The sequence below is a fragment of the Staphylococcus sp. URHA0057 genome, from assembly GCF_000620265.1.
Lineage (GTDB): Bacteria > Bacillota > Bacilli > Staphylococcales > Staphylococcaceae > Staphylococcus > Staphylococcus pasteuri.
Genome location: NZ_JHVS01000001.1, coordinates 517,770 through 537,852, shown reverse-complemented (window position 1 = coordinate 537,852; position 20,083 = coordinate 517,770). Strand labels below are relative to the sequence as shown.

Sequence of the window (20,083 nt, the reverse complement as noted above, 5' to 3'; positions counted from 1 at the left end):
TAGGGGGCGTTTTAACATGTCTGAATTTAAACCAGGTAAAATTAATAAACATCAATTCTATAGCGATATTTTAGAAAGAGAAGTTACGATATCGATTTATTTACCTGAAGATTATACAGATTTATTTAAACATCAAGTGATTATTTGTTTTGATGGATTAGATTTTTTAAGATTTGGAAGAATTCAAAGAGAATATGAAAGATTGCGTAAAGATCAGGAAATACAACGAGCTATTATTGTAGGATTTCATTACGAGAGTGTTGAAAAACGACGTGAAGAATTTCACCCACAAGGTAGTCGATCACATTTAACTGTTAAAGCAATCGGCAAAGAGTTATTACCATTTATTGATGCTACTTTCCCAACTTACAAAGTAGGTAATGCACGATTATTAATGGGTGATAGTTTGGCTGGAAGTATAGCTTTACTTACTTCATTAACGTATCCAACTATATTTAGCCAAGTAGCTATGCTTAGTCCACAATATGACGATATCATTAAAGAGAAATTGATAGATTGTGAAACAAAAGAACAACTTTCAATTTGGCATGCTATTGGTTTAGAAGAAGAAGATTTTACCTTGCCAACCAATGGAAAACGTGCGAATTTCTTAACGCCAAACCGAGAATTAAATCAACTTATTAAACAATACCATGTGAAGTATGAGTACCAAGAATTCGATGGCGGCCATAACTGGAAATCATGGAAACCAATGTTAGGCGATATACTAAAATACTTTTTAAATGAAGAAATTCCGGACTAACTTAATGAATGAGTATAAAAATAGGTATGTTTTTTAAAGATATAATTTGAAATAATACTGTTTAAAAAATCATAATCAACTATACATCGTATAAAAATTTTGAAGAATATAGTTTAAAATAGAAAAAATATTTTTAAGTTTAAAGTAACGGTTTTCATGGAATTTTGCTATAATGGAAATAGGTTAAACAAAGGAGGAATTCAAATGATTTTAGGATTAGCGTTAATCCCATCAAAGTCATTTCAAGAAGAGGTAAATGCATATCGTAAGCGTTATGACACTCATTACGCACAAATTATGCCACATATTACTGTGAAATCTCAATTTGAAGTTAATGATGCGGATTTAGATTCAGTTAAAAAAGAAATTGAAACTCGAATTAAAGGTATCTCATCAATCGATATCCATGCTACTAAAGCATCAAGTTTCAAACCAGTAAATAATGTTATTTACTTTAAAGTTGCTAAAAACGACGAACTTGAAGAAATTTTTAATCGATTTGATACAGATGATTTTTATGGTAAGGCTGAACATCAATTTGTACCTCATTTTACAATTGCACAAGGTCTTTCAAGTCAAGAATTTGAAGATATTTATGGTCAAGTAGAATTAGCAGGGGTAGATCATAAAGAGGTAATTGATGAATTATCGTTACTTCAATATCATTCAGAAGATGACAAATGGAACGTTATCGATACATTTAAATTAAATTAATTAGATTTTGAAAACCAATAATTATTAATAGTTAAAACATAAACAAAATGGAGTGAGATAGTGGTATCTATTTTATAATAGATGTCTATCTCACTCCATTTTCTGTTATTTTGCATGTTTTCGATTTATAAAGTAATAACCGTAAAATAGGGCTAAAACTAAGAAAATAAATGCAGAAAAATAAAATGTATTATTTAAGTTATTTGTGAATTGAGTAATTAAACCGCCTAATAATGGACCAATCATAGAACCGAAACCTTGTACACTATTAAAAACGCCCCAAGTTTCTTCTTGTTCTTTAGGATTAATATGGCCTGCCATGAATGTATTCCAAGCTGGAAGTAAAATACCATACATTAATCCAATAAATAAAGCGATACCCCATACAATATAAATATTTGTGATTAAAGATAATCCAAATATCATTAATGTATATAAAATGAAACCGCCAAATATAATACTATACATAAAGCCTTTGCTATTTTTATCTATAATTTTTGAAAGGAATAACATAGAAAAAGCACAACCTATGCCACCAATCATAATTGCTAGTGTATATTCAACAGTTGATACATGTACGATTTTAGTTGCGTATGTAGGTAATATAGGAACTAGCGCTGAAATAGCTGCACCTTGTAATAAGATGCCTGGAAATAAAATCATATGTCGTTTAGTTACATCGACAATTTGGAATAATTGCTCTTTTACAGGTTTAGTATTGTAGTTTGTGAGTCTTATATTGACAAAGTAGTATAAAACCCATGCAATTAAAACTACTAGTGACATCATAAATACAAAATGTAGGGGATGAATTTTAATTAGAAAATTCATGACTACCCAACCTACCAATAAACCTAATAACCAAGCAAAATAAACATAGCCCATTTGTTTGCCTCGTTTATCTTCTTGAACACTTGATAACATAATCACCCAAATGGGGCTAACAGCAATACCGAGCATAATTGCACTAATAATGATGATAATTGATGATGACGGAAACCAGATGACTAAGAATAAACTTAGAAATGCCATTAAAAAGCCTGATGTTAGCACTAATCTAGCACCGAATTTTTTTAATAAAAAGCCAATAACAAAATTTGTCGCAGCATCTGCAATAAAATGAATAGAAAAAGCAAGTGATGTCACTGCAACTGCAATTGATGTAACAGTAGGTAAGTAATTAATATAACTTAAAATATACATACCTCTAGCAAATTCCATTAAAAATAAAATGACTAACATAATAATAAAGTTTTTATTATTAGAATAATTATTTAACGAGGAATCTGGCATATAAAGGTACCTTTCCATATATCTCTTCAGGTTGTGAAGAGTGGCCTAATAATTCTAATAAGTCTTTACATAATTTCAAAGTAGAATATTCAATTCTAGATTCTTTCATATTAGAAGTCATTTTATTTAATAAAGTTTCATCATTTGTAATCTGCGTAACGATATCAATAGCTTCTTCTGGCGTATTAGCAATTTTACCCATATTCATTTTTTCAAAATAATGCGCATTTTCTAATTCTTGACCAGGAGCAGGATTTAAAAATACCATTGGAATACAGCGAGTATATCCTTCTGAAATAGTTATTCCGCCTGGTTTAGTAATCATTAATTGGCTTGATGCCATCCATTCATTCATATGTTTAGTAAATCCTAATATTAAAACATCAGGATTATTTTTAAATTTAGCTTGTAATGAACGTTTTAATTCTTTACTGCGTCCACAAATCATAACAACTTGTGAATGTTTACTTTTCTCTAAGATTTCATTAATCATTTGGTCAAAACCTTTTGAAACTCCAAATGCGCCTGCAGACATTAAGATAGTTGGTCTATCTGGATCTAAATGATGTTTACTCAACCACGCTCTTTGATCAATATATTCTTCAAATTTACTAGAAATAGGGATTCCAGTGACTTTAATGTTAGAGGCAGGAACGCCTACTTCCATGAAATCTTCTTTAGTTGTTTCAGTAGCAACATAATAACGTTCTGATTTTGGTGTAATCCAATTTTTTTGCATTCGATAATCAGTCATTACCGTCGCAATTGGAATATTAATATTGAATTGTTCTGTTAATACAGACATTACTGGTGTTGGGAATGTTAACAAAATTAAATCTGGTTTCTCATTAATCAGTATATTTATTAATTTATTTAGACCATAATACTTATAAAAACATTTATCTAGTTGATCAGGGCGGCTATAATAAAAGTTTTTATACATGTTTCTAAAATATTTAAAACTATTGATATACCATTTTTTACATATAGAAGTTAAAATCGGATGTGCTTCCATAAATAAGTCGTGTTGAATAACACTTAAATGGTCCAAATTCATTTCATTTAATTGGTTTACGATACTTTGAGTAACTTGCATATGACCGTTACCGAAAGAACCAGTAATAATCAATATTTTTTTATTTTGAGTAACCATTAAAAGCCACCCTCCGTTAATTTTTAAAATTTATAATAAGTGTAACGTATTTTAATACATTATAAAAGGAATATCACGATTTCCGTTAATTTCATTACCATTGACTTGAAGCAATTTTCTTGTGATTAAACTACAAGTAATACTTTATATGTAGATGTAAAATTTGTATTTATGCATTATACCATAACTATCTTAAAATAAAATTCGAAAATACTTAATAGTGATGAAGTATTTTCTTTATAATTACATCAAATAAAATGTTTATCTATACTTTATGTTAGCATGATTCCATTAATAAGTATCATTAATTTCCTAGAGCTAACAGTATTTTTAACCATTTTTAATGTTAGATTAATAAATGAGCTTTTAATTTACATTTAATTGTTGAAACTTTTTTGAAAGAAATGGCGATTAAAATCGTATAATCAACCAATTTACTACATATATAATAGAATAATGTTAATTTTTGTTGAGAACATTACTATAAAAAAGTCGATGACAATGATTACATTTAAATATGAAGAATAAATTTATCATAACCATTAAAACGTGTATAATAGACTTATTGTAAAAAAAGGAGCGATTCATTTTGAATGCGAGTGTATTGTTCGAAAAAATTCGAGTAAAACAAGTAATTGGAACATTAGAAAGAAAAGTAGAAGATATTACTACTGATTCAAGAACAGCTAAAGAAGGCAGTATTTTTGTCGCATCAAAAGGTTATACAGTAGATAGTCATAAATTTTGTCAAAATGTAGTTGATCAAGGATGTAAAATAATTGTAGTTAATAGAGAACAAGAATTAAATGGTGAAGTAACACAAGTCATTGTGCCAGATACATTGAGAGTAGCGAGTCTATTAGCACATACGTTATTTAACTTTCCAAGCCATCAACTAGTTACATATGGGGTAACAGGTACAAATGGTAAGACATCTATTGCTACAATGATTCATCTAATATATAGAAAACTAAATAAAAATAGTGCTTATTTAGGTACAAATGGTTTCCAGATTAATGAAAAGAAAACGAAAGGCGCAAATACAACTCCTGAGACAGTATCTTTAACTAAAAAAATTAAAGAAGCTGCTGATGAAGGTGCTGAAGCTATGACATTAGAAGTATCAAGTCATGGTTTATCACTTGGTCGTTTAAGAGGTGTTGAATTTGATGTTGCTATATTCTCCAATTTAACGCAAGACCATTTAGATTTTCATGGAACAATGGAAGCATATGGACATGCTAAATCATTGTTATTTAGTCAGTTAGGTGAAGACTTAGCAAAAGAAAAATACGCCGTTATAAATAACGATGACTCTTTTTCAGAATATCTTGCTTCTGTGACACCTTATGAAATATTTACATATGGTATTGATAATGAAGCACAGTTCATGGCGACAAATATTAATGAATCATTGCAAGGCGTGAAATTTGAATTTGAAACGCCATTCGGAAGTTATCATGTTGAAAGTCCATATGTCGGCAAATTCAATATATCGAATATTATGGCAGCAATAATTGCGGTTTGGAGTAAAGGAATTTCATTTGAAGAAATTATTAAAGCAGTTAAATCACTTGAACCAGTTGAGGGACGTTTAGAAGTACTGGATCCTAGTTTGCCAATTGATTTAATCATCGATTATGCACATACAGCAGATGGAATGAATAAGTTAATTGATGCAGTTAAACCATTTGTTAAACAAAAATTAATATTTTTAGTGGGTATGGCCGGAGAGCGAGATATGACAAAAACTCCTGAAATGGGTAGTGTCGCTTGTCGTGCAGATTATGTTATTTTTACGCCTGACAATCCCGCTAATGATGATCCGAAAATGCTTACAGCTGAATTAGCTAAAGGCGCTACACATTCAAATTATGTAGAATTTGAGGATAGAGCAGAAGGAATTAAACATGCAATTGACATCGCTGAACCAGGTGATACTGTTGTTCTCGCATCTAAAGGTAGAGAACCTTACCAAATTATGCCGGGACATATCAAAGTTCCTCATCGAGATGATTTAATAGGTCTAGAAGCAGCATATAAAAAATTTGGTGGTGGACCAGTTGAAGATTAGGGAATATACAGATGATTCGAACAAATTTTATGTATATTTTCAAAAATTAAATCAAACACTATTGATAGCAATACCTGATCAATTTTGGTCAGTTGAAATTTCAAATGACTTAAGTATAGAAGAAATTAATGAAACATTATTAATGCAATTTTTTACATTTAATGATGAAAATGAAGCAGAAAATCTTGCTAATAAAGTAACAAGTTGGATTGAAACAATACTAAAGGAGAATGATTAATGAATTTAAAGGAAGAAGTAGAGTCAAGAAAGACCTTTGCTATTATTTCCCATCCCGATGCTGGTAAAACAACATTAACTGAAAAACTATTATATTTCAGTGGAGCCATTCGTGAAGCGGGTACAGTTAAAGGTAAAAAATCTGGGAAATTTGCTACAAGTGACTGGATGAAAGTTGAACAAGAGCGTGGTATCTCAGTAACAAGTTCAGTCATGCAGTTTGATTATGACGATTATAAAATTAATATTTTAGATACACCTGGACACGAAGACTTTTCAGAGGATACGTATCGTACGTTAATGGCTGTTGATAGTGCTGTAATGGTTATCGACTGTGCTAAAGGTATCGAACCACAAACACTTAAATTATTTAAAGTTTGTAAAATGAGAGGTATACCTATTTTTACTTTCATTAATAAATTAGACCGAGTGGGTAAAGAACCATTTGATTTATTAGAAGAAATTGAAGAAACATTAAATATTGATACTTATCCAATGAATTGGCCAGTAGGAATGGGACAAAACTTTTTCGGTATTATTGATAGAAAAAGTAAATCAATTGAACCTTTTAGAGATGAAGAAAATATTTTACATCTAAATGATGATTATGAATTAGAAGAAGATCATGCCATTAAAAATGATAGTGCATTTGAACAAGCTATCGAAGAGTTAATGTTAGTAGAAGGAGCAGGAGAAGATTTTGATAATGATGCATTATTAAATGGTGAATTGACTCCAGTATTTTTCGGATCTGCTTTAGCTAACTTTGGTGTTCAAAATTTCTTAAATGCATACGTTGACCATGCACCAATGCCTAATGCAAGACAAACAAAAGAAGACATTGAAGTGAGTCCATTTGATACTGACTTTTCTGGATTTATCTTTAAAATACAAGCTAATATGGATCCTAAACACCGAGATAGAATTGCATTTATGAGAGTTGTTAGTGGTGCATTTGAACGTGGTATGGATGTTACATTGCAACGTACTAGTAAGAAACAAAAAATTACACGTTCAACTTCATTTATGGCAGACGATAAAGAAACTGTTAACCATGCTGTAGCTGGAGATATTATTGGGTTATACGACACAGGTAATTACCAAATTGGAGATACGTTAGTAGGCGGTAAGCAAAAATTCAGTTTCCAAGATTTACCACAGTTTACTCCAGAAATATTTATGAAAGTTTCTGCTAAAAATGTAATGAAACAAAAGCATTTTCATAAAGGTATAGAACAACTTGTTCAAGAAGGTGCCATTCAATACTATAAAACGTTACACACTAATCAAATTATTTTAGGTGCTGTTGGTCAGTTACAATTCGAGGTATTCGAACATCGTATGAAAAATGAATACAATGTAGATGTTGTCATGGAACAAGTAGGACGTAAAATTGCTAGATGGATAGAAAATGAAGATGATATTAAAGATAATATGAATACATCTCGTTCTATACTTGTAAATGATCGTTATGATAATAAAGTATTCTTATTTGAAAATGAATTTGCAACACGTTGGTTTGAAGAAAAATTCCCAGAAATTAAATTATATAGTTTACTTTAAGATGTTTGATATTGAGTGGTTTGGGTATTAAACAGTATGTTATTACAATTTTATAAAAAAATAAATTGTCATTATGCACATATGTCTGTATAATAACCATATTCACAAATAAATAGCTATGACATTTATGTCAGAGGGGAGTAACTTGATGGTCACTTTAACAATTAAGTGATTTTACACTTTATCGTCATTACGAAGTCTTATCTTCCGGTAAAGTGGGCAATAATATTTGCTAAGTGAGACCTTTGCTATTTTTTAGCATAGGTCTCTTTATTTGTAATTTAAATCAAAGGAGTTGTCCACAATGGAATTTGAACCGAGTATGTTATTATCCTATGGATGGGTTCTAATTGTACTAGTATTTTTAGAGGGTTTACTAGCTGCTGATAATGCCATCGTAATGGCGGTTATGGTAAAACATTTGCCACCTAAACAAAGAAAAAAAGCATTATTTTATGGTTTATTAGGTGCATTTGTATTTAGATTTATAGCATTATTCTTAATAAGTATTATAGCTAATTTTTGGTTTATTCAAGCAATTGGTGCGATCTACTTAATTTACATGTCTATTAAAAACTTATGGGATTTCTTCCATAAGACTGAAGAAGACCATCAAAAACATGAAAATGATGACCATCATTTTGATGAAGAAGGCCAAGAGAAAGCTGTTGGACCGAAAGAATTTTGGGCTACAGTATTTAAAGTTGAATTTGCAGATATCGCATTTGCAATTGACTCAATGTTAGCTGCATTAGCAATAGCAGTTACCTTACCTGAAATTGATATTGATTTCGCAGGTATGGATTTAGGTCAATTTGCAGTAATGTTCCTTGGCGGAATGATTGGTGTTATTTTAATGCGTTTTGCTGCTACATGGTTCGTTGAACTATTAAACAAATATCCTGGTTTAGAAGGCGCAGCATTTGCGATTGTAGGCTGGGTAGGTATTAAATTAGTAGTACTCGTGTTAGCACATGAAGATGTTGGTATATTACCTGAAGAATTCCCACATACTGTTTTATGGCAATCAATCTTCTGGGCAGTACTTATTTTACTTGTTGTTATCGGTTGGTTAACATCAGTAGTGAATAATAAAAAGAAAAAGAAATAGTATTAATTGACTTCGTTCAAATTAGAACGAAGTCTTTTTTGTTACTATACAACATTGCAGTTTTAATTATAAAATATTAAAATTTACGTATACATAGGACTTTTTCTTAGGAATATACAATCTTTTCTAGAAAATATTACCTCATTATTATTTGAGTATGTCATAATAAAGATAATTGAGTGAAATGATAGGAGTGAACTATCTAGTGGATAAAAATAAAAAACAAGTCATCCCTCGTAAAAACTATCGACGAGAACGTCGTGAATTCTTCCATAATGAAGAACGAGAAGCTAGAGTAGAACAACAAAAGGAAGAAGAAAGAATTCAAGCAAAAAAAGACGAATATCAATCTAAAGTTAATGAAGAAAGAGTCAAAGACAATTTAAGAAAAGCAAGAATAGAAAAATTGACTAAAGATGAAATTCAACAACAACAAAATATCGCTTCACAATCTAGTAATAAAATGGACAACGACCAAGACTCATCATCACATAATGAATCAAATTTAACGTTACCTGAAGAACATCAATTAAAGCGATCCAAAAATCAATCAAAAGATAACACGAACGATTTAAAACAAACTGACGAAAATGGTATTAATGCTGATAAAAGTATAAATACTAGCTCAGAGTTTAATAATTTGGATGAAAATAAGTCAAAAAGTAAAATAGATACTGATAAAGATTCTAGTGAAAATAACATCGAATCTAATAGTAAGCATAAATCAAAGAATGAAAAAGAAAATGCTACAAATGACAACGAAACACGTTCAGCTAAAAATAGTGGTTTAACAGAAAGTAAAGAGAGAAGCCATCATCAAAATGAAAAAGAACGCGATAAAGATCACAACAATAAAGCTATACATATGAGCGCATCTTCATCAGAAAATAAATCTAATAATAAGAATAAAGATTATATTGATATAATTAAATCATTCTTTATTGAACATTGGCCTAAAATTGCTATTATTATTGGTATTATTTTATTAATAATTATCCTTAACGCTATTTTTACTAACGTTAATAAAAACGATCACACCAATGATAGTGCTTTATCACCAACGAATAAACATTATACAGATACAATGAAAAGTGCCAATAGTTCAGTTAAATCTGTTGTTACTGTGGAAAATGAAGAAGTAAAAGATACTTCGGTTCCTAATAACACATCTAAAGCAGATAATGAAATTGGTTCAGGTGTCGTCTACAAAAAAGTGGGCGACTCTCTTTTTATTATGACTAACGCTCACGTAGTGGGTGATAAGGATAAACAAAAAATTACATTTGGAAATAATAAATCAGTTGAAGGTAAGGTTGTTGGAACTGATAAATGGTCTGATATTGCAGTTGTAAAAGCCAAAAGTGTAGATAAGTCCGTTAAAGCAATTAAAACTGGAGATTCCAATCATTTAGTTTTGGGAGAGCCTATATTAGTAGTAGGTAATCCTTTAGGTGTAGATTTTAAAGAGAGTGTATCAGATGGTATCATTTCTGGTTTGAATAGACATGTACCAGTAGATATAGATAAAGACGATAGCTATGATGTATTAATGAAAGCATTTCAAATTAATGCGCCCGTAAATCCAGGGAATTCAGGTGGTGCAGTAGTTGATAGAGATGGTAAACTTATAGGTATTGTATCGCTTAAAATAGATATGGATAACGTTGAAGGAATGGGATTTGCTATTCCTATTAATGAAGCTCAAAAAGTGGCTAGACAGTTAGAAAAAGATGGTAAAATTGAATATCCTAATACTGGTATTAAAATTAAAAATATTGCTGATATAGACAATAGTGAACGTCAATCCATCAATTTACCTGATCAAATTAAAAATGGCGTTTTAATAGGTGAAGTTAAACCTAATTCACTTGGAGATAAATCAGGGTTGAAAAAAGATGATGTAATAGTAGAATTAGATGGTAAAAGATTAGAAGACAATTTACGTTATAGACAAATTATTTTTAGTCATAGGGAAGATAAAGATACATTAAAAGCTAAAATATATCGAAACGGTAAAGAGAAAAGTATAGATATTAAATTAAAATGATGTTGAGGTGAAATGAATGTCGATTTTTGGTCAACTATTAAAAAGGTCCAGTCCTCAACAAGGGATAGTACTTTATTATTTAGCAGCTATTATCGTCGCATTTTTATTATTGAATTTACCATATGTGCATAAGTCTGGCGTTGACGTAAATCCAATAGATACACTTTTTGTGGCTGTATCAGGCATAAGTGTGACTGGATTAACACCAATCAGTATTGTGGATACTTATTCAACTTTTGGTCAAATTATTATATTAGTAATTTTAAATATCGGTGGCATTGGTGTTATGGCTATTGGAACCTTGTTGTGGGTTGTTTTAGGTAAGCACATAGGTATTCGTGAACGTCAACTCATTATGCTTGATAATAATAAAGATACAATGAGTGGAACAGTTAAGCTGATACTTGAAATAGTTAGAACAATAATCGTTATTGAATTTATCGGCGCAATATTGCTTGCATTTTATTTTTACAGGGACAATCCAGATTTAAAATATGCTATCATGCAAGGAATATTTGTTTCTATTTCTGCAACAACAAACGGTGGTCTTGATATTACTGGTGATTCGTTAGTGCCTTATGCAAAAGATTATTTTGTACAAACGATAGTAATGTTTTTAATAGTTTTAGGTTCGATAGGATTCCCAGTATTACTTGAAGTTAAAGCATATATAAAAAATAGAGTAACTAACTTTAGATTCTCATTATTTACGAAAATTACTACTTCAACATATTTATTTTTATTTGTATTTGGTGTGATAATAATATTTCTTTTAGAACATAATCATGCATTTAAAGGCATGAGTTGGCACCAGTCATTGTTTTACTCTCTGTTTCAATCTGCTACAACGAGAAGTGCAGGATTGCAAACTATAGACGTTTCACAATTTAGCGACCCCACAAATATTATTATGAGTTTATTAATGTTTATCGGGTCATCTCCTAGTTCGGTAGGTGGTGGTATACGTACTACTACATTTGCTATTTTAATACTATTTGTTATTAATTTTAGTAATTCGGCAGATAAAACATCCATCAAAGTGTTTAACCGTGAAATTCATATAATGGATATTCAACGTTCATTTATGGTGTTTACAATGGCTTCAATTTTAACATTCACGAGTATGATAATTATATCCGCAGCAGAACAAGGTAAACTAACCTTCTTACAAGTGTTCTTTGAAGTGATGTCAGCATTTGGTACGTGTGGACTCACATTAGGTGTTACAGATGATATTAGTAATTTAACTAAAATTATTTTGATGATATTAATGTTTATCGGACGTGTAGGGTTAATCTCCTTTATCATAATGATAGGGGGACGAAAAGAACCTAAAAAATATCATTATCCTAAAGAACGTATTCAAATTGGTTAAATTCTATATTAAAGGCATTTCAAGTATTAAAAGCTATTTTTACTTGGAGTGTCTTTTTTTAATTAAAAATTATAGGTATAGTAAAAGTGTTATCGTAAAGATATGATTACATGTTAAACTATGCATAATGAGAGGTGTTTTAAGATGGAGAGAAACGAAAATATAAACGTAGATGTAATCGTAACTTCGGATATGCATAGTCATTTTTTAAATGGGGATTATGGATCAAATATCTATCGTGCTGGAACATTTGTTAATAAAGTAAGAGAGAATAATCAAAGAGTTATTTTATTGGATAGCGGTGGTAGTTTAGCCGGCTCACTAGCGGCATTTTATTATGCAATTGTTGCGCCATATAAACGTCATCCAATGATAAAATTAATGAATGCAATGCAATATAATGCAAGTGGTATTAGCCCAAATGAATTTAAATTTGGATTATCGTTTTTAACACGTTCAGTTGCTTTAGCAAGATTTCCGTGGTTATCAGCTAATATAGAATATATCAAAACTAAAGAACCATACTTTTCAACACCATACTCAATTCAAAATTTTGATAATTTGAAAATAGCTATCGTTGGACTAACTGCAGATGGACTTATGAAAAATGAATATGCAGAAATGGAACAAGACGTTAGTATTGAAAAAACAATACTGTCAGCTAAAAGATGGATTAGATATATTCATGAAATAGAAGAACCTGACTTTTTAATTGTAATATATCACGGTGGATTAGATAAATTTAGTAATTCAGAAAAGAAAAATGAAGATAACGTTAACCAAGCTGAAATATTGATGAAAGAAATTGGTGTGATTGATTTAATTATAACTGCACACCAACATCAAACACTTGTAGGACAAGACCATGATACAGTCTACGTTCAAGCCGGACAAGATGCCGAAGAACTTGTTCATGTGAAAATTAAATTTAAAAAAAGAACGAATACATATGAAGTGGAAGAAATATCGCCAGAGGTCATTGATTTAAATGATTATGACGAAGATGAAGATCTACTTAAAGTAACGTATTATGATAGAAAAGCAGTTGAACATTGGGCAAATGAAGTTATAAATGATGAACATGTTAATTTACCTGTTAAAGATTTAGCTGAGTTAGTAGGTCAACCACATCCATTTGCTCAATTATTACATGATAGTATTAGATTAGCTTATGATTACCCAATTAGTTGCGTTCACGTACCTAAGAATGGCGAAGAAGGGCTGCATGGTATTATATCTAATCGTCAAATTTATGAGGCTTATCCATATCCAGATAAACCTGTAGATTTAACAATAAAAGGTCAATGTATTAAAGATATATTAGAATTTTCTTATTCATATATTGAGTTTGAAGCGGATACACTAAAATCTACGCTTATTGACGAAACACTATACACATTGTGGCAGGGATTTGATTATAAAGTAGATATGACTAAAGAACCTTTTAATCGTGTCACGTTGGATAATATTAATCCAAATAATTTATATAGAATAGTAATGACTGATTATTGTTTCAGAAACTATCAATCGTATTTAAAAGATGCAACGATTCATCATACTAGTGAAGAAACTATGAGCATGTTAATTGCTAAAAATTTAGCTGATTCAAAATATAAGATTAATTTAGAACAAAACTTTGAGGTGTTTAAATAACATTTTTAATATTTACCCTCTCACTTATAATAACGTTGTAAAAATGAAAATTACTTTATTTATTATAAAAGAGCTCCAAATCGAGTTACTATAACCGATTTGAAGCTCTTTTATAATATGTTATGTTTTAATATTTCTGAAAAATAAAATCAGAATCTATCCATGAAAAATTAATAATAAAATGATAGCAACAATTTGTGCAATTGATGTTGTAGCAATACGTCTAGAATATTCGTAACTGATTGATAATAATAATTGAGTTATAAAAATAAATATCACTATCGACCAATTATCTAAATATATAAATAGAGAGCTTGAACAAATTGCAGTGATTAAAATAGATAACCAGTTAGGCAAATTGTATTTATCTAACTCACTTTGTAAAACAGTACGCATATATAATTCATGACATGGTATAACAAATAATAATGTAATTAGCATTTGCCATTTCCAATGAACGCCTGTTTTAGTTAATTCTCGAATCAATGAAGCATAGGTTAAATCAGATGTTATCAGTGATAAAACCAATTGAATAATAATTAAAATAATACTGGCTATAATACCAATGCCTATAGAGGTTAATAAACGCTTTGATTTGATATCTCTTTGATAAAACACATAACTAATACCAGCAATAAGCATAATTCCTGTATATAAATACCAGTATTCTTGATGCTCGCCCCACATGATAAGTAAAATAGCATGAAAAACTATGAAACTAATTATAAACCATAGCAAAGCTTTCGAAACTTTTTTCATTTCAATTAACCTTCTTGTTCAACAATTTTATAACGTTTATGGTTAATAACCGTTTTTTCAGGTAAATCAAGTGAATTGAAGTTTTCCATAATAGTTAAGTCAACGATAACTGAGTTGTCATTTATTTTTTCTACACGGCCTCTTAAACCATCATAAAATTCTACGATATTACCTACTTCTGCAACAGTCATTTCGAGTCCTCCCTTAATTCATAGCTAGACTATATTGTACTAAAAATTACGCTACAAATAAACTAATAACACTAAAAACCCTACAATTTAATTCATAAATTATGAAAAATTTGTCATTATTGAGTAAATAATTGGAATTTTAAATGTAAATAAGGCATAAATAAAGTAAGGGCATATATAGAATCTATTAAGGAGAGTTTTATATGAAATTTATAAGTAACAATAATATAACTGATCCAACATTGAATTTAGCTATGGAAGAATATGTCTTAAAAAACCTTCCAGCTGAAGAAAGCTATTTTTTATTTTATGTTAATCGCCCATCAATAATCGTAGGTAAAAATCAAAATACCATTGAAGAAGTTAATAAAACATACGTTGATGAAAAAGGAATTGACGTAGTACGAAGAATTTCTGGTGGTGGTGCAGTTTACCATGATACTGGTAATTTGAATTTTAGTTTTATCACTGATGATGACGGTAATAGTTTCCATAACTTTAAAAAGTTTACAGAGCCTATTGTGCAGGCTTTACAATCACTTGGTGTCAATGCGGAAATGACAGGCCGTAATGATATTCAAGTGGGAGCTGCAAAAATTTCTGGTAATGCAATGGTTAAAGTGAAAGATAGAATGTTTAGTCATGGTACTTTGATGTTAAATAGTGAGTTAGATGAAGTTCAAAATGCATTAAAAGTAAATCCAGCAAAAATTAAATCTAAAGGTATTAAGTCAGTACGTAAACGTGTTGCAAACATTGAAGAATTTTTAAATGAGCCAATTAATATTGATCAATTTAAACAAATTATATTGAAAACGATATTTGGTGAACAACAAGTTGAAGAATATATTCTAACAGATGAAGACTGGAAAAATATCGAAAAACTCAGTAATGAGAAATACCGCACATGGGATTGGAATTATGGTAAAAATCCTAAATATAATTTTGAACGTGAAGAGAAATTTGATAGAGGTTTCATTCAAATTAAATTTGATGTAAAAAAAGGAAAAATAGAACACGCTAAAATATTTGGTGATTTCTTTGGGGAAGGGGATATTACCGAATTAGAACATGCATTGGAAGGTTGTTTACATGACTTTAATCACTTGGAAGAAGCTTTAGCAAATTACGATTTATATCATTATTTTGGTGATATAGATAGAAATGAAATATTAAGATTAATGTCTTAATTAATATAAATTAAAAGGTCTAGTCTCTAGCTCAATTAAGTAGGGAATAGACCTTATTTTGAATGACTCGAATCTAAATTATTCACTGAGTAATGCCTCCAAATTTTTATATTCTACCATGTACTCGTTGAATGCATTTTCGTCTTTATTGACTAATGCTTCATCGATTAAAGTTCTCAGTTCTTTTTTTCTTACTTCTCTAAGTGCTTCGTCAATGACAAGTTCAACGCCTAAATCATTAACAGTAGTTACAAATTGTTCTAGTGTCGTATGCTTCACATGAGTATTATGATTCATAAAGATCTCGACCTTTCAATTGTATTTATTATATAAATATTATACATATTTTGAATTTTGAAATCAATGAATTTTCTGACTTTTTATCAAGAAATATGTATATTATTACACCGAAAGGAGAACTTGACTTTACACAATTTTGTTATAAAATAAAAAATGTATTATTACTCAAAAAATTAAGGGTAATAATAAAACTAAAAAAAGTGAGGTTTTCCCTATGACAACTCAGAGTATTTACGTTATTAGAAAGGGAGATATGGTTATCAGACCTAACTATGATGAAAATAATCAGCAAAATGGTTCTGAAATATTAAGGTATGATAAGTCAATTATTCAGAGTCCATTTAAGGTTCAAAAGATTATTGAAAGATCATGCAAATTTTACGGTAATAATTATTTAAGTAAAAAAGCAGAAACTAATCGTATTACAGGTATTTCTAGTAAACCCCCGATTTTATTAACACCCATTTTTCCTACTTATTTTTTCCCAACACATTCTGACAGGCAAGAAGAAAATTTATGGATTAACATGCATTATGTTGAATCAATTAAAGAATTAAAACATCGTAAATGTAAAATCACATTTGCTAATAATGAAACGATTATTTTGAACATATCATTTCACAGTTTATGGCATCAATACACCAATGCAATTATCTTTTATTACATGGTTGATAAACAATCCCGCATGAAATCAAATGACCCCGATAAACCTATTGATTATGAAAAATCCTCTTTAAATATCTTTGAAGCACTTTCACGTTATTCCCTATTTGTAGACAAATAAAAATATGTTGAAGTTTATAATATGTGGAACGTTATATTAATTTAGTGTAAATGTTCCGCATATTTTTTTAAGTTATCTCTTGAAAATTTGTACAATATTGATATAATAATATTTGTGCTTGATAGAGATATCAATAAAATTTAATTAATCCGCAGTAGCTCAGTGGTAGAGCTATCGGCTGTTAACCGATCGGTCGTAGGTTCGAGTCCTACCTGCGGAGCCATGGAAACGTACTCAAGTTGGCTGAAGAGGCGCCCCTGCTAAGGGTGTAGGTCGCGAGAGCGGCGCGAGGGTTCGAATCCCTCCGTTTCCGTATTTTAGTAAAAATCAGTGGAAATCTGATTAACACTATTTCCGAAGAACGTTGTTAAATCAACGTTCTTTTTTATTTTGGTGAAAATCTGTTACAATCTGTTTTGAATTAAAATGTCAACGAATTCGACAACATTTAAATTTTCATTCAATATTGTCGGTTTGGTTGTCGGCTTAGACTTCAAAAGCCTAGAATGGTCTAAATCCATTCCAGGTTTATTTTTTGTTTACAAATAAGCCTTTATAATAAAAATAGAAATTCAGTAATCATAAGATTTACTTTATATTTAGCATTGTTTTAGTGAACATTTATTTTTTAGACCAAGTATTTGTTATTGCAGTCTTATAAGAGGTGGTATTATTAGACAAAAACATATTTATCTCATATTAATTATATTAGTAGGGGTTGCCCTAATTTGTATTCCTTGGACAGATACCTATGAAATAATAAGACGATATTTAATGTTGTCATTAGCTATATTAATACCATTATATTTTTTATCACCAACTAAAAAAGATAAAAAATAAAAAAATAAGATAGACTATTCAGTTAGTCTATCTTATTTATTTAATAATTATAAAATTATTAGTTATCCTTTTGATACGTGGCTTTAATCTATTAAATTTGGTTAATTATTTCAACTCAATTCGATTCTAATCAAAATGTTTCTAAATTTAATCGTTTAAAATACACTACTAAGTTATATTACTTCCTATATTCTTCTTTAACGCATTGTTTAACTAAAAACTCAAGAATGAGTTCAGTCATCAATTCATTTTCTTCATATTCTTTGCGTAGCTCTTTTACTTTTTCAATCAATTTATCTTCAGGTGTCTGCAAAATCAATTCTCCTTTTGCTTAAATAATTTGTTTTGATATATTAAAAATCACAACAGCCAAGTTAATTTATTTAATAAAATTGAATCCATTTTTTCCAACTATAACTCATCATTACAGCTATATTCATCACAATATGTATAACTTCAAACTCATAACCGCTTACATAACCTCGTGTAATCTTTAAAGTGAATATTGATCCAAGCATGACAGAAATATAAAAAACATTAACATAAGGCGTTAAGATACCAAATATTAAAAAAACTCCACCAATGACTTCACCAATAGACATTAAAATAGCAATTGTAGGTGTTAGCCCCAATGAACCTAAGAAATGAATAGTTCCATTTAAATCATGGAATTTTAGTGTTCCATGTACTAAGAAAGACACTGCCAACATCCATCTAATTAATAATATGCCAATTCTCATTGATACATGACCTCCAACAATAAAGATTTAAAATTAAACTTTATAAGTTTACTAATCTAACATGTATATTAATAAGGAAACTCTAGATATAGTTATAAATATTATTACTTATAAAATTTATTTTATTATATATTGATTTTTATTTCTTGTCACTTAGTATTCATTTGGTAAGGTAGTTTAAAATAATTCAGAGATACGCAGAAACATGTACTAAAAATCATATTGAATTCGTAAATATACCATAAATGTGTTATTCTTAGTTTGTAAAATTATTGCAAATGCAATAAAAAGAGGTGTAGAATTTGCAAGATATTTTAAGAGATATAGGAATAATAGCAAGAGCATTAGATTCAATCAGTAATATTGAATTTAAAGATTTGAAACTTTCAAAAGGTCAATTTATCTATTTAGTAAGAATTTGTGAAAATCCAGGTATGATACAAGAGCAACTTGTAGATATGTTGAAAATTGATAGAGCTACAGCATCAAGATCAATTAAAAATTTGGAAAAGAACAATTTTATATATAAAACCTATAATGAAAATAATAAAAAGAACAAATTGTTATATCCTACTGAAAAAGGGCAGAATTTATATCCATTTATTATAAGGGAAAACAATCATTCCAATGAAGTGGCATTAGAGGGATTCAATAATAAAGAAATTGATGAATTATCAAAAATGTTGAATAGAGTTAAACATAATATATCTGAGGATTGGAAAAATGTTAAAAATGGTAACAAGCGAATATATTAAAAAGGGGTTATTACTATGTTAATAAGACAATGTAATGAAGAGGACTTAGAAAAATTAAAAAATATTGAGTATAAGACTTTTAATGAAACATTTAGACCACAAAATAAAGATGAAGATATTGATAATTATTTGAAACAAACTTTCACTGATAATAATGTGCTTAAAGAATTGCAAAATGAAGATTCATTTATATATTTTATTTATGTTGAAGATCAATTGGCTGGGTATTTAAAACTCAATATTAACAAGGCACAAACCGAAGATTTTGGTAATGAATATATTGAAATTGAACGAATTTACGTACTTAACCATTTTCAAAAAATGGGTGTTGGAAGAGAACTTTATAATCATGCTTTAAAGGTTGCAAGAGAACATGGATACAACCAAATATGGTTAGGCGTTTGGGAACACAATCTAAAAGCAATTCAATTTTATAAAAAACTTGGCTTTGAAAAAATAGGGGAACATGCTTTTTATATGGGAGAAGATAAACAAATTGATGAAATAATGTCTATTGCTATATAAAAGGGAGGAGAATTAT

General features: G+C 29.5%; 20 protein-coding genes and 2 tRNA genes. 15 read left to right on the top strand and 7 right to left on the bottom strand.

All coding sequences use genetic code 11. The features are described 5' to 3' along the window. Positions 1–16 precede the first annotated feature (16 nt). Positions 17–763, top strand: a complete 747-nt coding sequence (locus N524_RS0102490; protein ID WP_029055560.1) for an esterase family protein — start codon at positions 17–19, stop codon at positions 761–763. A 204-nt stretch (positions 764–967) separates the two neighbouring features. Then, positions 968–1,477, top strand: coding sequence for a YjcG family protein (locus N524_RS0102485; RefSeq protein ID WP_017637379.1), 510 nt, complete (start codon positions 968–970; stop codon positions 1,475–1,477). 105 nt (positions 1,478–1,582) lie between these two features. On the opposite strand, the gene ltaA is transcribed toward N524_RS0102485, so the two are convergent. Together ltaA and N524_RS0102475 are read right to left on the bottom strand one after the other, a co-directional pair. Continuing rightward, entirely contained in the window at positions 1,583–2,770 is a 1,188-nt protein-coding gene (ltaA, locus tag N524_RS0102480; protein WP_017637378.1) for a lipoteichoic acid biosynthesis MFS flippase LtaA, read from the bottom strand. Continuing rightward, positions 2,748–3,923, bottom strand: a complete 1,176-nt coding sequence (locus tag N524_RS0102475; protein ID WP_017637377.1) for a diglucosyl diacylglycerol synthase — start codon at positions 3,921–3,923, stop codon at positions 2,748–2,750. The genes ltaA and N524_RS0102475 overlap by 23 nt, the downstream gene beginning before the upstream one ends. 589 nt (positions 3,924–4,512) lie before the next feature. On the opposite strand from N524_RS0102475, the gene N524_RS0102470 reads away from it, so the two are divergent. From N524_RS0102470 to N524_RS0102440, 7 genes are all read left to right on the top strand, one after another. After that, entirely contained in the window at positions 4,513–5,997 is a 1,485-nt protein-coding gene (locus N524_RS0102470; protein ID WP_017637376.1) for a UDP-N-acetylmuramoyl-L-alanyl-D-glutamate--L-lysine ligase, read from the top strand. After that, a complete protein-coding gene (locus N524_RS0102465) occupies positions 5,978–6,235 on the top strand; it encodes a YueH family protein (RefSeq protein ID WP_231577495.1) in 258 nt (85 codons plus the stop codon). The genes N524_RS0102470 and N524_RS0102465 overlap by 20 nt, the downstream gene beginning before the upstream one ends. After that, entirely contained in the window at positions 6,235–7,797 is a 1,563-nt protein-coding gene (locus N524_RS0102460; RefSeq protein ID WP_029055559.1) for a peptide chain release factor 3, read from the top strand. Before N524_RS0102465 ends, N524_RS0102460 begins: the two co-directional genes overlap by 1 nt. A 304-nt stretch (positions 7,798–8,101) precedes the next feature. Further along, the gene (locus N524_RS0102455; RefSeq protein ID WP_029055558.1) at positions 8,102–8,908 is read left to right on the top strand and encodes a TerC family protein; all 807 of its coding nucleotides are present in this window, start codon (positions 8,102–8,104) and stop codon (positions 8,906–8,908) included. A gap of 205 nt (positions 8,909–9,113) precedes the next feature. Next, positions 9,114–10,955 carry a S1C family serine protease gene (locus N524_RS0102450; protein WP_029055557.1) on the top strand — a complete coding sequence of 614 codons (1,842 nt, stop codon included), beginning with the start codon at positions 9,114–9,116 and terminating at the stop codon, positions 10,953–10,955. A 16-nt stretch (positions 10,956–10,971) separates the two neighbouring features. Beyond that, positions 10,972–12,330: a TrkH family potassium uptake protein gene (locus N524_RS0102445; RefSeq protein WP_017637371.1), complete on the top strand. Its 1,359-nt coding sequence runs from the start codon at positions 10,972–10,974 to the stop codon at positions 12,328–12,330. Positions 12,331–12,474: 144 nt separating this feature from the next. Then, positions 12,475–13,983 carry a bifunctional metallophosphatase/5'-nucleotidase gene (locus N524_RS0102440; protein WP_029055556.1) on the top strand — a complete coding sequence of 503 codons (1,509 nt, stop codon included), beginning with the start codon at positions 12,475–12,477 and terminating at the stop codon, positions 13,981–13,983. Between the two features lie 156 nt (positions 13,984–14,139). On the opposite strand, the gene N524_RS0102435 is transcribed toward N524_RS0102440, so the two are convergent. Further along, positions 14,140–14,742: a CPBP family glutamic-type intramembrane protease gene (locus N524_RS0102435; protein WP_017637369.1), complete on the bottom strand. Its 603-nt coding sequence runs from the start codon at positions 14,740–14,742 to the stop codon at positions 14,140–14,142. Positions 14,743–14,747: 5 nt separating this feature from the next. Further along, positions 14,748–14,933 (bottom strand): YkvS family protein, encoded by a 186-nt coding sequence (locus N524_RS0102430; RefSeq protein ID WP_002450747.1) that lies wholly within the window; start codon positions 14,931–14,933, stop codon positions 14,748–14,750. 203 nt (positions 14,934–15,136) lie between these two features. On the opposite strand from N524_RS0102430, the gene N524_RS0102425 reads away from it, so the two are divergent. After that, entirely contained in the window at positions 15,137–16,123 is a 987-nt protein-coding gene (locus N524_RS0102425; RefSeq protein WP_017637368.1) for a lipoate--protein ligase, read from the top strand. Positions 16,124–16,201: 78 nt separating this feature from the next. On the opposite strand, the gene N524_RS0102420 is transcribed toward N524_RS0102425, so the two are convergent. Further along, a complete protein-coding gene (locus tag N524_RS0102420; RefSeq protein ID WP_017637367.1) occupies positions 16,202–16,420 on the bottom strand; it encodes an IDEAL domain-containing protein in 219 nt (72 codons plus the stop codon). Positions 16,421–16,637: 217 nt separating this feature from the next. Here N524_RS0102420 and N524_RS0102415 point away from each other — a divergent pair, with 217 nt between their 5' ends. The 3 genes from N524_RS0102415 (at position 16,638) to N524_RS0102405 (ending at position 17,520) form a co-directional block, all read left to right on the top strand. After that, positions 16,638–17,207, top strand: coding sequence for a competence protein ComK (locus N524_RS0102415; RefSeq protein ID WP_017637366.1), 570 nt, complete (start codon positions 16,638–16,640; stop codon positions 17,205–17,207). A gap of 148 nt (positions 17,208–17,355) precedes the next feature. Next, positions 17,356–17,430 (top strand) — tRNA-Asn (locus N524_RS0102410). 1 nt (position 17,431) lies between these two features. Beyond that, a tRNA-Ser gene (locus N524_RS0102405) sits at positions 17,432–17,520 on the top strand. Positions 17,521–18,225: 705 nt separating this feature from the next. Here the strand turns inward: N524_RS0102405 and N524_RS13780 are convergent. Together N524_RS13780 and N524_RS0102395 are read right to left on the bottom strand one after the other, a co-directional pair. Then, positions 18,226–18,360 (bottom strand): hypothetical protein, encoded by a 135-nt coding sequence (locus N524_RS13780; protein ID WP_259677261.1) that lies wholly within the window; start codon positions 18,358–18,360, stop codon positions 18,226–18,228. Between the two features lie 70 nt (positions 18,361–18,430). Then, on the bottom strand, positions 18,431–18,787 hold the full coding sequence (locus N524_RS0102395) for a DoxX family protein (RefSeq protein ID WP_017638419.1): 357 nt from the start codon (positions 18,785–18,787) through the stop codon (positions 18,431–18,433). 302 nt (positions 18,788–19,089) lie between these two features. Between N524_RS0102395 and N524_RS0102390 the strand changes: the two genes are divergently transcribed. Then, positions 19,090–19,542: a MarR family winged helix-turn-helix transcriptional regulator gene (locus N524_RS0102390; protein WP_029055555.1), complete on the top strand. Its 453-nt coding sequence runs from the start codon at positions 19,090–19,092 to the stop codon at positions 19,540–19,542. 15 nt (positions 19,543–19,557) lie between these two features. Beyond that, positions 19,558–20,067, top strand: coding sequence for a GNAT family N-acetyltransferase (locus N524_RS0102385; protein WP_037555483.1), 510 nt, complete (start codon positions 19,558–19,560; stop codon positions 20,065–20,067). Positions 20,068–20,083 lie beyond the last annotated feature (16 nt).

Bases quoted from the DNA above. Each gene is read 5' to 3' on its own strand.
- N524_RS0102490 (WP_029055560.1), top strand. From the start codon at position 17: ATGTCTGAATTTAAACCAGGTAAAATTAATAAACATCAATTCTATAGC.
- N524_RS0102485 (WP_017637379.1), top strand. From the start codon at position 968: ATGATTTTAGGATTAGCGTTAATCCCATCAAAGTCATTTCAAGAAGAG.
- ltaA (WP_017637378.1), bottom strand. From the start codon at position 2,770: ATGCCAGATTCCTCGTTAAATAATTATTCTAATAATAAAAACTTTATT.
- N524_RS0102475 (WP_017637377.1), bottom strand. From the start codon at position 3,923: ATGGTTACTCAAAATAAAAAAATATTGATTATTACTGGTTCTTTCGGT.
- N524_RS0102460 (WP_029055559.1), top strand. From the start codon at position 6,235: ATGAATTTAAAGGAAGAAGTAGAGTCAAGAAAGACCTTTGCTATTATT.
- N524_RS0102455 (WP_029055558.1), top strand. From the start codon at position 8,102: ATGGAATTTGAACCGAGTATGTTATTATCCTATGGATGGGTTCTAATT.
- N524_RS0102445 (WP_017637371.1), top strand. From the start codon at position 10,972: ATGTCGATTTTTGGTCAACTATTAAAAAGGTCCAGTCCTCAACAAGGG.
- N524_RS0102440 (WP_029055556.1), top strand. From the start codon at position 12,475: ATGGAGAGAAACGAAAATATAAACGTAGATGTAATCGTAACTTCGGAT.
- N524_RS0102435 (WP_017637369.1), bottom strand. From the start codon at position 14,742: ATGAAAAAAGTTTCGAAAGCTTTGCTATGGTTTATAATTAGTTTCATA.
- N524_RS0102430 (WP_002450747.1), bottom strand. From the start codon at position 14,933: ATGACTGTTGCAGAAGTAGGTAATATCGTAGAATTTTATGATGGTTTA.
- N524_RS0102425 (WP_017637368.1), top strand. From the start codon at position 15,137: ATGAAATTTATAAGTAACAATAATATAACTGATCCAACATTGAATTTA.
- N524_RS0102420 (WP_017637367.1), bottom strand. From the start codon at position 16,420: ATGAATCATAATACTCATGTGAAGCATACGACACTAGAACAATTTGTA.
- N524_RS0102415 (WP_017637366.1), top strand. From the start codon at position 16,638: ATGACAACTCAGAGTATTTACGTTATTAGAAAGGGAGATATGGTTATC.
- N524_RS0102395 (WP_017638419.1), bottom strand. From the start codon at position 18,787: ATGAGAATTGGCATATTATTAATTAGATGGATGTTGGCAGTGTCTTTC.
- N524_RS0102385 (WP_037555483.1), top strand. From the start codon at position 19,558: ATGTTAATAAGACAATGTAATGAAGAGGACTTAGAAAAATTAAAAAAT.